Source organism: Rhodopirellula maiorica SM1, from assembly GCF_000346295.1.
In the GTDB taxonomy this organism is placed as follows: Bacteria; Planctomycetota; Planctomycetia; order Pirellulales; family Pirellulaceae; genus Novipirellula; species Novipirellula maiorica.
Window position 1 is genome coordinate 1 of record NZ_ANOG01000338.1, and the last position, 11910, is coordinate 11910.

Annotated in this window: 7 protein-coding genes and 1 pseudogene; 7 read left to right on the forward strand and 1 reads right to left on the reverse strand. The window is 55.3% G+C overall.

Translation table 11 applies throughout. The annotated features are described in order from the left end of the window. The 7 genes and pseudogenes from RMSM_RS10950 to RMSM_RS42500 all read left to right on the forward strand — a co-directional run. Positions 1–234 (forward strand): annotated as a pseudogene (locus RMSM_RS10950) (gfo/Idh/MocA family oxidoreductase); the annotation flags it as partial. A 640-nt stretch (positions 235–874) separates the two neighbouring features. Next, complete coding sequence (locus RMSM_RS10955) at positions 875–2251, forward strand: DUF1501 domain-containing protein (protein WP_008695388.1); 1377 nt, start codon at positions 875–877, stop codon at positions 2249–2251. Positions 2252–2334: 83 nt separating this feature from the next. Beyond that, the gene (locus tag RMSM_RS10960; protein ID WP_052031583.1) at positions 2335–4821 is read left to right on the forward strand and encodes a DUF1549 domain-containing protein; all 2487 of its coding nucleotides are present in this window, start codon (positions 2335–2337) and stop codon (positions 4819–4821) included. A 103-nt stretch (positions 4822–4924) separates the two neighbouring features. Continuing rightward, positions 4925–7612, forward strand: coding sequence for a c-type cytochrome domain-containing protein (locus RMSM_RS10965; protein ID WP_236622090.1), 2688 nt, complete (start codon positions 4925–4927; stop codon positions 7610–7612). Positions 7613–7692: 80 nt separating this feature from the next. Next, positions 7693–9015 carry a sulfatase family protein gene (locus RMSM_RS10970; RefSeq protein ID WP_008695393.1) on the forward strand — a complete coding sequence of 441 codons (1323 nt, stop codon included), beginning with the start codon at positions 7693–7695 and terminating at the stop codon, positions 9013–9015. A gap of 448 nt (positions 9016–9463) precedes the next feature. Continuing rightward, positions 9464–10570: an outer membrane protein assembly factor BamB family protein gene (locus tag RMSM_RS10975; protein WP_008695395.1), complete on the forward strand. Its 1107-nt coding sequence runs from the start codon at positions 9464–9466 to the stop codon at positions 10568–10570. Positions 10571–10584: 14 nt separating this feature from the next. After that, a complete protein-coding gene (locus RMSM_RS42500) occupies positions 10585–11016 on the forward strand; it encodes a hypothetical protein (RefSeq protein WP_008695397.1) in 432 nt (143 codons plus the stop codon). 118 nt (positions 11017–11134) lie between these two features. On the opposite strand, the gene carA is transcribed toward RMSM_RS42500, so the two are convergent. After that, the coding region (gene carA, locus RMSM_RS10980; protein ID WP_040765672.1) for a glutamine-hydrolyzing carbamoyl-phosphate synthase small subunit at positions 11135–11910 on the reverse strand (776 nt) is incomplete at its 5' end.

An 11910-nucleotide genomic window follows, 5' to 3' on the forward strand; every position in this document is an offset into this window, starting at 1 on the left:
CCTGATTCGATCGGCCATCACGCTGAATGGATCAAGGCATGCAAGGACGGTTCGGCGACGCTCTGCAACTTTGATTACTCGGGCGCCTTGACCGAATCGGTTCTGTTGGGCAATGTTGCCTATCGCACCGGCAAGCAGCTCGATTGGGACGCGGCCGCACTGAAGGCCACCAATTGCCCCGAGGCGGACCAGTACATCAAGAAAGAGTATCGCAAGGGCTGGGAAGTCGCCTAGTTCGACTGCGAATCTACTCGCCAACTCGTTCCAGGGCTCTGCCCTGGACGCACTGCCTCGCAGACTCACCCCCCGGCCATTTGCCTAGAGTCGTCCACGGATCCGAATAAACACCGTGCCGTTGGCCCAATGCCATCTACTTTGGCACTCAACGGGTGGCGTAGCGGTGCGGCACGGGGCCCGCCCGGTCTAAACCGAACGTTTTACTCGCCTCAACCGGACGGGCCCCGCGCCCAATGCCATCTACTTTCGTAGTGGGACTCGCCAGAGTTCCTGGTGTTTCAACAGCAAAGATGGGAATTCTGGCGAATCCCACTACTTGAGCCCCCCAATGATTACCAAAGTAGATGGCATTGAGCGTTGCCCCTCTATACAAAAGCGCATCTCCAAAATGCGTAAACGAGGGATTCCCGACGTTTTGACATTCTGCTTTGAGCTCGCAGTATCTGGCTGCATTTCCGCCAACTTTTCAAAAGCACTTTGCAGTCGAGCGAGGGTAGGCATTACAATAAGGGGTGTCATGCGTCCGTCCCTCTTCGGTCAACGTTGTTAATCTTGCTGTTGGCGATGGGGACATGGCGGTGGTGTGACAAAGATCATTCCTTCCCCCGATTTCCCTCCTCCCCACCTTCTGGGCCCTATGTTAAATCTGACCTCGCGTGGTATCGCTCATACCTGTGACGGCCTATCGCGTCGCGATTTTCTGCAGGTGGGCACACTGGGAGCGATCGGGTTGAGTTTGCCCGAGCTGTTGGCCGCAGAGGAATTGGGGGCAGTCGACCCGAGCAAGGACAAACGCAGCTGCATCATGATTTTTAATCTTGGTGCGCCCAGCCAACTTGACACCTTTGACATGAAACCCGACGCACCATCGGAGGTGCGAGGTCCGTTCAAACCAATTTCGACCAGAGGTGACTTTCAACTCTCCGAGATTCTGCCTAAGCACGCCGAGGTGGCGGACAAATTCTCGATCGTGCGGTCGTGTTATCACACCTCGGCCGCGGTGCACGACGCAGGGTGGCAGATGATGCAAACGGGGCGTCAATTCAGTGGCGGCGTGAACTACCCTCACGCCGGAGCGGTGGTCCAGTACATGCAAGGCCGTCGCAGCGACTTGCCGGCGCACGTGGTGCTGCCTGAAACGATGGGCCGGGGTGGCGGCAATTTGCCCAACGGACAAGCTGGCGGATTTTTGGGCAAATCGTTTGATCCGTTTGCATTGATGGCTGACCCCAGTCAAGCGAACTTCAAAGTTCCCGATTTACTTCCTCCATCGACGCTCGGCGACGTGCGAATCGATCGACGCCGCAGAATGCGAGATGCGATCGAGGGAAGGTTAAAGCAGCTCGAAGCGTCCGAGTCGGCCAAGATGATGGACAAAAACTTCGAGTCAGCCTATCGGTTAATGAGCAGCCCGCAGGCACGTGAGGCATTTGATTTGACACAAGAAACAACGGCGGTTCGTGAACGCTATGGCATGAATCGATTTGGACAATGTTGCTTGTTGTCGCGGCGGTTGATCGAAGCCGGTGTGCGTTTTGTCACCATCAATACCTTTCTGACCGTATTCAACGAAGTCACTTGGGACATTCACGGCAGCAAGCCGTTTACGACGATCGAGGGGATGAAGAACATCGTCGCCCCAATGTACGACCAAGCCTACTCTGCATTGATCGCCGATTTGGCCCAGCGTGGCATGCTGGACGACACCATGGTCTGCGGGTTGGCAGAATTCGGCCGAACACCGAAAGTGAATCCTGCGGGCGGACGCGACCATTGGCCCCAATGTTTTTCGTGCACGTTTGCTGGCGGCGGTGTGAAGGGCGGACGTGCGATCGGGGCGAGTGACCCGATGGGAGCGGTGCCTGCGGATCGGCCGGCCAACCCCGGCGAAGTGATCGCAACGATTTTCAAAAGCTTGGGACTTGAGCTGCACGCCGAGCTGCCAGGACCTGCCGGACGCCCATTCCCGCTGGTCGATTTCGGCGTCCGCGAGATCAAAGAACTGTTTGCTTAAATGCGATCGTAGCCTTGCCCAACGCACTCTGAATTCATCGAATCGGGAAATCCGTTATCTCGATGGAGAAACGAACAGCAAAAATGATGATATCGAATCGATTGCCTCTGCTGCTACTCGCCGCCTCGGTCTTGTTGAACTCCGCTGCTGCGGATGAAATCGTGGTGTTGCCCAAAACGTTTTCGCTCTCCGGTAGCGAAGGACGTCAACAATTGATGGTCGTTCACGTTTCGGACTCGGAAAACGTGCCCGCGGCGATCGCGGATGATGAGGTGCAGTGGACGTCCGCTAATCCCCAAGTGGTGGCGATCGACAATGGCGTGGCGATCGCGGTGGGCAATGGTTCGACGACAATTACCGCACGTATTGGCGATACCGTCTCGACCGCACGAGTCACGGTCGATGGGATTGGCGAAGCTTATCACTGGAGCTTTCGCAACGATGTCCAATCGGTATTGTCCCGGTTGGGCTGTAACACCGGTGCGTGTCATGGCGCGTTGGCGGGCAAGGGAGGATTCCGACTTTCGCTTCGCGGTTATGACAGCGACTCTGATTTCGTCAGCATCACGCGCGAGGCCAAAGGGCGACGTGTCGAGTTGTCAGATCCAGGACGCAGTTTGTTGATCGCGAAACCGAGCGGAGCGTTGCCACACAAGGGAGGACTCCGCCTGGATACCGAGTCACGTGATTATCGTGTGCTGTCGTCATGGATCGCCTCAGGAGCGGCCGGGCCGAGCGAGGACGATCCGCGACTCGAAAAAATCTCGGTGACACCGGCGGCTAGCATGCTACGCCCCGGCGATCAAACGCGAGTGCTTGTCAATGCGCACTACGACGATGGTCGCGTTGTCGACGTAACGCATTGGGCCGTCTTCTCAGCGACCGATGAAGCGATTGTGACGGTGGATGAAGACGGCCTCGTCGAGGTCGTCGGCTGTGGCGAAGGTGCGGTCTTGGTTTGGTTTGGCAGCAAAGTCGCGCTGGCGAGAATGACGGTTCCCTATCCTCACGAAATTGCCGACGAGGTGTACGTCACGGCGTCACGCCGAAATTTCATTGATGATCTGAACCTTGCCCAACTCAAAACGCTGAACCTTCGTCCGTCGCCGCGATGTGACGACGAAACGTTTCTTCGCCGTGCAACACTCGATACGATCGGCCGCTTGCCGAGTCTTAGCGAACGCGAAATCTACATGGCGGAACCCGCCATCGAGCGACGGGATCGCTTGATCGAAAAATTGCTGGCCAGTGATGATTTTGTGGATTATTGGACCTACCGTTGGTGTGACATCTTGTTGGTCAACGGCACACGGTTGCGGCCGGTTGCGGTCAAAACGTATTACCAGTGGATCCGTGAACAGGTTCAACAAAACAAACCGTGGGATCAGATGGTTCGCGAGATATTGACCGCCTCGGGATTGAGTAACGAGAACGGCGCAACCAACTTTTATGCGTTACATCAAACGCCCGAAGAGATGACCGAAAACGCATGCCAAGCATTTTTGGGGTTATCGATTGGCTGCGCAAAATGCCACAACCATCCGCTAGAGAAATGGAGTAACGACCAGTATTACGCGATGGCGAATCTGTTTGCTCGCGTGCGTGCCAAAGGTTGGGGCGGTGACAGCCGCAATGGCGACGGGATTCGTACGTTGTACGTTGCAACCGCAGGTGATCTGATCCAGCCCAATCGTGGCAAACCGCAACCGCCTGCTCCATTGGATGCACCGCCCTTGAAATTTGATGATCCATCGGATCGTCGTGACGTTCTTGCCGATTGGATGACCGATCCCTCGAACCCCTACTTCGCGCGGGCGATTACCAATCGCGTATGGGCAAACTTTTTCGGTCGTGGGTTGGTCGAACAGGTAGACGATCTGCGGCTTAGCAATCCATCGAGTAACGAACCGTTGTTGGCCGCCGCGGCTCAATACACGGTCGATGCCGAATTTGACTTAAAGAAACTGATGCGAGTGATCTTGCAAAGTGAAACGTATCAACGCAGCAGTATCCCGTTGCCGGAAAACCAGCTCGAGCAAAAATACTTGAGTCGCTATTACCCCCGTCGCTTGATGGCCGAAGTGATGTTGGACTCGATCGACCAGACGTTGCAAACGGCATCAAAGTTCGACCAAGTGGCTTTTCCCGGTGCTGACAAGCAAAAGACGGATTATTATCCGCCGGGTACCAAGGCGATCGAGCTCTATGATGCGGCAGTCGCATCGTATTTTCTCGATACGTTTGGCCGTAATCCTCGCGAGATCACTTGCGAATGCGAACGCAGTGCCGAACAGAGCATGGTTCAGGTGTTGCATCTGTCCAACGGTGAAACGCTGAACCCAAAACTCGAAGACGCCAATAATCGTATCGCCAACATGATCGCCGCTGGAAAGTCGCCGTCCGAGATGATTGACACGTTGTTCTTCGCGGCGCTTTCACGGTCTCCGTCACACGACGAGCAAGAGCGTTTGCTGGGTGTTATCGACGAATACGGCGACGAGCTCAGCACGGCGATGCAGGATGTTGCCTGGAGCGTGCTGACCAGCACCGAATTCACGTTCAACCATTGACGCCAGCCGGATTCTACGCCCCACCCGAAAATCTTCTTGCTCTCAAATCAATATGATGCGTTTCCTGTTTTGCTTTTTACTGTCGATCTCAACAAGCGTCACGGTGATAGCCGCCGACGCCGTCAATTTCGCGTCGCATGTGTCACCGATATTAAACAAGTACTGTGTCGGTTGTCACAATGCGGACGACAGCGAAGGTGGTTTGCGATTAGATGATCATGCTGCCCTGATGGCCGGTGGTGAGACTGGTTTGGCGGTAACCGCGGGGGCCGCGGGAAGCAGCCGGATGTTATTGATGATCACAGGGAAACTCGATCCCGCGATGCCGCCCGATGATGAACCCGGACCGAATGTGGATGACATCGAGAGGATAGCCGCTTGGATCGATCAAGGTGCAGTCGGGCCCGATGGCGACATGCCCATCAAAACGACGCTACGGACACCACGAATTGAACCCGATCAAAACACCGCACGTCCTATCACTTCGATCGCCGTTGCTGCGGACGGCGGTTTGCATGCGATTGCTCGCTTTGCGTCGGTACAGATCACGCGTACCGACGGTACGACGGTCTCGCAGATCGATGGGTTGCCCGGCAAGGTCAATTCGCTGCAGTTCAGTCGCGATGCAAAACACATTTTGGTTGCATCGGGAGTAACCGGAGCCTATGGTCGCGCCGCGCTCTATCGGGTTGACGATGGCAGTTTGGAATCCGAGCTGCTCGGCCATCGCGACGTATTGTATTCGGCAGTCTTTTCGCCGGATGGAAAGTGGGTCGCTACGGCGGGTTATGACCGTGTCATCAAGTTGTGGAACCGCGATACCGCAGCGGTAACGCATGAATTGAGCGGGCACAACGGAGCCATTTACGACTTGGCGTTTTCGCACGATTCTAAGGTCTTGGTCAGCGCGAGTGCCGATGCCACCATCAAAGTTTGGAATGTGGAAAGGGGGACGCGGCTCGATACGCTCAGCCAAGGCGAAGGTGAGATGTTGGCGGTCGACTTTACCGTTGATGGCAAATACATCGTCGCTTGCGGTGCTGACAATCGTCTGCGTGTTTGGCGACTCGCCAGCATCGATGCGGCTAAGATCAACCCGCTCGTCGTGACTCGTTTTGTTGACGAATCTCCCTTGGTCGGTTTCGCCTTCACCGCTGGCGGTAAAGACGTCGCGGTACTAAGCCAATCAGGAAACGTAAAACTTCTGGACACACGCTCGTGGAAACAAGTTGCCTCGCTTGACCCGCTGCCCGATACCGGGACCGACATCGCCTATCACGCCGCAACCCACTCGATGTTGATTCCGATGATGAATGGCGAAATCGTCAGCCGGGCGTTGCCCAGGCGTAATAAGAAAAATCAAAGTGCTTCGGAAACGCTGCAGCCGATCTACATGGATCTTGATGCATTGGCGGTACGGAATGAATCCGATGGCAAAACGCTGCCACGCGGCGCCGAGGTCAGCGGCGTGATCTCGGCGGCAGGCGAGGTCGACGTCTATAGCTGGCATGCTAATGCGGGCGAAGTGTGGGCGATCGATGTGGATAAGCTTGGCAACAGTCCGATCGATCCGATTGTCTCGATCTTGGATGTGGACGACCAACCGGTGTTGCGAACTCGACTCCATGCGGTTCGCGAATCGTATTTCACGTTTCGCGGTAAAGACAGTAAACAGTCCAATGATTTTCGGGTCTTTAATTGGCAAGACATGAATTTGGGAGACTACTTTTATTCCTCCGGCGAAGTCTCACGACTATGGAAGCATCCACGCGGTCCCGACTCTGGGTTTGATACGTATCCGGGCGAAGGCCAACGTTGGACTTACTTTGGGACAAGCGGCACGACGCACGCGTTGGGGGAACCAGGCTATGTGGTACGCCCGCTTGACGCCCATCAGACGCCAATTGCCAACGGATTGCCGGTGTTTGATGTTTATTATGAAAACGACGATGATCCGATGCGAATCGCAGGCAATGCCAGTCGGTTGTTGTTTACGGCGCCACAGGATGGAACCTTCAAAGTGCGAGTCACTGACACACGAGGCGAGGGGGGCGAAGCGTTTCAGTACCGGCTAGCGGTTCGTGCTGCGACACCAAGCTTTCGTCCTTCGATCACCCAATTGAAAGGGCCGATTTTCAAAGGCACCGGTCGTGAATTTATTGTTCGTGTCGATCGCATCGACGGCTTTGATGGGCCAGTGACGTTTACACTCACTGGATTGCCAAAGTCCATCGTCTCAAACTCACCGATCGTGCTTGAGGCGGGGCAGCGTTCGGCCGCCGGAACATTGTGGGTTCCCGAGACGATATCGGATGACGACGCGGCGGATTGGAGCGGCGAGGTGAACATCGACGTCGTTGCCACCGCAGACATTTTGGGACGTCACGTCGAACGCTCGGCAGGACAATTAAAGAAAATATCGCTCGCCGATGGGCCGAATGTGATTCCAAGTTTGCATCCCTTGGATCATGATGTGGCAGACGATAAAACTTGGGTCTTGCAAGTCCGCCGAGGCGATACCGTTTCCGCTCGTGTTCGCCTAAAACGGAAGTCAGGTTTTGAAAACGAGATTTCGTTTGGCAAAGAAGATGCGGGGCGAAACGCTACTCAAGGCGTTTACGTCGACAATATCGGGCTGAATGGTTTGCTGATCTTGGCGGGCAGCAACGAACGTGAGTTCTTTCTGACCGCCGATCCCACCTCGGTGCCTGGTCGTCGCTCGTTCTTCCTAAACGCTAATACAAACGGCGGCGTGACGAGTCACCCGATCATCGTCGAAGTTTTGCCGTAGAATAGCGGCCCCGTTTGTCTCACCCCGTTTCCCACCTTCCCAGTTCACTTTCCTCAATTTCTATGCACCTAGGTTTTTCTATGCTCTCTCCGTTTTCTCGATTGGCTTTTCTACTTGGTTTTGCGTTTGTCGCGACGATATCGGTCGCTCAAGAAAACAAGCCTAACGTTGTGATGATTTTGTCGGACGATCAAGCTTGGGGCGATTATTCATTTATGGGGCACGAAGCGATTCAGACGCCTCACTTGGATCAACTCGCTGCGGAAAGTTTGACGTTCACTCGCGGGTATGTTCCTACCAGTCTGTGTCGTCCCTCACTTTCAACGATCATCACAGGACTTTATCCGCATCAACATGGTGTCGTCGGCAACGACCCACCGTGGGCAGGCATGAAGGAAGGCAACAAACGTCCCAATCATACGCAACCCGAGTACGTCAAAAATCGTGAAGCTTACCTGCAGCACATCGACAACATGAAAACGCTGCCTGAATACTTGGCACCACTGGGGTATCGATCGCTGCAAACCGGCAAATGGTGGGAAGGTAACTACAAACGAGGCGGGTTCAGCGAAGGAATGACGCATGGTGATTTCACGAAGGATGGGCGTCACGGCGACAAGGGGCTGCAAATTGGGCGTACGGGTATGAAACCAATCGAATCGTTCCTGGATAGTTGCAAGGAAAACGATGACCCGTTCTTCGTTTGGTACGCTCCCTTTCTGCCTCACACACCTCACAATCCACCCCAGCGAATTTTGGACAAGTACACGTCCAAAACCGACTCGCTGCCGATGGCCAAGTACTGGGCGATGTGCGAATGGTTTGACGAAACATGCGGAGAATTGTTTGCATCGCTCGAGGATCGGGGACTCGCCGAAAACACAATCGTGATTTATGTGACCGACAACGGTTGGATCAACGATCGGACCGCCAGTCGCTATGCGCCTCGCAGCAAGCGAAGTCCAAACGAAGGGGGCACTCGCACTCCGATCATGATCAAGTGGCCCGGCCACGTCACACCCCAACTCGACAAGCAAACGTTGGCGTCGTCGATCGACCTCGTCCCCACCGTATTGGCGGCGGTTGGAGTTGAAACCGATCGTAATTTGCCGGGTATCAACTTGTTGAATAAGAGCAAACGCGAGTCACGCGATGCACTGTTTGGTGAAATCTTTGAGCACGACATCCAATCGATGGACGATCCCGCGGCAAGTCTGCGTTATCGATGGATGATTCAAGGCGATTGGAAGCTGATTCTGCCTTCGAGTCGCATGCAGGGCGAGAAGCCAGAGCTTTACAACTTGAAGCAAGACCCGCACGAGAACAACGATCTCGCTGCCGAGCATCCTCAGAAGGTCAAATCAATGACCGACGCGATCAACGCATGGTGGGACGCCCAGTAGAGCATGCCGATCACGCAATTTTAGAAGCCTTTGAATTGGTTTTGCGATTGCGGTTTTGCGATACCAGGCTGTTGATTTAGTCGTACGACGGACTTCCTAGTCCGTCGAATACACCCATGACGGACGTGGTAGTCCATCAGCCACCCCTTGCCATGGGAAACTTCTTTAAATCGACAGCCCGCTAGCCATGGTGCCGATGCTCAACCGGAGCTAGACGCCCAAACGGCAAGCAATAGGGCGTTGATGTCGTATCTTAATCATCAGCGTTCTGCGGTTAGACATAACGGCGCGCTCCGCTAGCTGAGCCGAACGCTCCATACCGTCTTGTCGAATCGTTAATCATCGATTGAACTTGAATTCTCTGCGAAACCCTACGCGATAGCTGAGGTTTAAAGGCCTAGCCGCTCGGGTCAAGCAGTGCCGTTCTACTCCTATCTCAAGCTCAATCATGAAACGAAAACTTCTCGCGTCTTTTGCAATCTTGGCGTTCACGACGACGCTATCGGCGGATGATTGGCTTCGTTTTCGCGGCCCCAGCGGTTCGGGCGTCAGCGTGGATACCGAGTCGCTGCCGACCCAGTGGTCTCCCAACGCCAACGTGGCATGGAAGGCAGAGATTCCGGGCGCAGGAGTTTCCAGCCCAATCGTCGTCGGCGATCGGGTCTTTGTGACATGTTATTCGGGCTATGGATTGAGCCGTGAAAATCCGGGTGAAATCAAGGACTTGGTGCGGCATCTGGTCTGCTATGACCTGAAAACGGGGTCCAAGCTATGGCAAAAAGACGTCGCCGCCACGCTGCCCGAGGACCCGTACACCGGAGTCGGCGTGCCCTCGCATGGCTACGCTTCACACACTCCCGTTTCCGACGGCAACACCGTGTTTGTGTTCTTCGGTAAAAGCGGCGTTCATGCTTATAGCCTTGATGGTGCTGAATTGTGGAGTGTGAATGTTGGCAAAGAGTCCGACCCGTGGGCGTGGGGATCGGCGTCCAGTCCGATCGTTTTCCAAGACACGGTGATTGTCACGGCGGCGGCCGAAAGCCAATCGATCATCGGGCTGGACAAATCGACAGGCAAAGAATTGTGGCGTCAAGAAGCATCGGGACTCGACGGCATGTGGGGAACCCCTGCCCTGGTGAAGCTTGACGATTCACGAACTGACCTTGTCATGAGCGTGGCGAAAGAGGTTTGGGGCCTCGATCCAAATAACGGGAAATTGCGTTGGTACAGTGCCGCAACCGGCGCCGATCAGGCTCAATCCAGCATCGTCACCGACGGAAACGTGGCGTTCGCGTTCACCGGCCGCGGTGGAGGCAGTGTCGCTGTAAAAGTTGGTGGAATGGGCGAGACGACCGAGGAAGCGATTCTTTGGAGCGGTAGTGATTCAGCACGATTTGCTTCACCTATTCAATATAAATCGCGGCTGTATTCGATCGCAAACGGCGTCGTTACCATCGTCGACGCTAAGTCAGGAGACAAGATTGACCAAGTGCGACTCGACGGCGCCGTCCGCGGGGCGGGGGATTCGGTTCGCTTGATTATCCATCGCCGGTAATCGCAGACGACACGATGTATTACCTCAACGGCTCGGGGCAAATGTTTGTCTTCGAGCTCGGTGACGAACTGAAACAAATCAGTGTCAACCGCGTGACTGCGGACGCGGAATCGTTTGGTGGAACGCCTGCGATCAGTGACGGACGGATGATTTTGCGCAGCGATAAGCACTTGTACTGCGTGATGGACGAAGGTGACACCGTCAATCCGTCAGACAACATGATTGCCAAAACAGAAGCGGCGGACGAACCACGCGGACGCGGCGGATTCGGAGGTGGACGTCCAGGCGGTGGTGAAGGTGGTCGTCCTGGAGGATTCCGTGGTGGAGGCGGCAGACCGGGCGGATTCGGCGGCGGCGACCGACGTGGCGGAGGAGGAGGTGGCCGCGGTCAACGCGAAGACACCCGCCCCGAACGTCCTCAACGCCCCGAAATGGACAACAAGTAGGCCGGATCGCAGCGATAGCGTAGATCCGGCGTCGGCGCCGGTAACGGACGTGAATTCACGTTCGGCTGCCGGATCGGCGTCGCTTTGGGCGACTTGATCCGGCTTACAAAATCGCTAACTATTTGGCGATTTGCTTTTCGAATCGCTCGAATAGATAGTGGCTGTCGTGAGGTCCCGAGGCGGCTTCGGGGTGGTATTGCACTCCGAAGGCAGCGTGCTCGCGATGCCGCACGCCAGCGACGGTGTCGTCGTTCAAATTGCGGTGGGTGACTTCCAAGCAATCGGGCAGCGATTTTTCATCCACCGCAAAACCGTGATTCTGCGTCGTGATCTCGACCTTGCCCGTTTGCATATCAAACACCGGTTGGTTCACGCCGCGATGCCCAAATTTCAATTTAAACGTTTGTGCCCCACAGGCCAGCGACAGCAGTTGATGGCCAAGGCAAATTCCGAACACAGGAACTTGGCCTAACAATTCGCGAATCGTATTGTGTGCATATTCGAGCGGTTCCGGGTCGCCGGGACCGTTGGACAGGAAAACACCATCGGGATTCTGCTTCATGATCTCGTCCGCAGACGTATCCCCAGGCACCACCGTCACTTGGTTTCCACGCGATGCGAAGTGACGGGGGATATTCCACTTCATCCCGAAGTCCATACAAACGACATGCGCCCCGCTGTCGGTTCGATCATGCTTGCCGACTTCGGTTTCGGTCCAATCATCTAGCTTTTGATCCCAGGACATCGCCTGTTTCGGCATCACTTCGCGAACTATGTCGCGCCCGATCAACCCCTGAGACGATTTAGCCTTGTTGATCAAGCTTTCATCGTTCAGGTCGCTGGTCGACAAAATGCCTCGCATCGCTCCGGTTGTGCGAATGCGGCGAACGAGTG

Bases quoted from the DNA above. Each gene is read 5' to 3' on its own strand.
- RMSM_RS42500 (WP_008695397.1), top strand. From the start codon at position 10,585: ATGTATTACCTCAACGGCTCGGGGCAAATGTTTGTCTTCGAGCTCGGT.
- RMSM_RS10960 (WP_052031583.1), top strand. From the start codon at position 2,335: ATGATGATATCGAATCGATTGCCTCTGCTGCTACTCGCCGCCTCGGTC.
- RMSM_RS10975 (WP_008695395.1), top strand. From the start codon at position 9,464: ATGAAACGAAAACTTCTCGCGTCTTTTGCAATCTTGGCGTTCACGACG.
- RMSM_RS10955 (WP_008695388.1), top strand. From the start codon at position 875: ATGTTAAATCTGACCTCGCGTGGTATCGCTCATACCTGTGACGGCCTA.
- RMSM_RS10970 (WP_008695393.1), top strand. From the start codon at position 7,693: ATGCTCTCTCCGTTTTCTCGATTGGCTTTTCTACTTGGTTTTGCGTTT.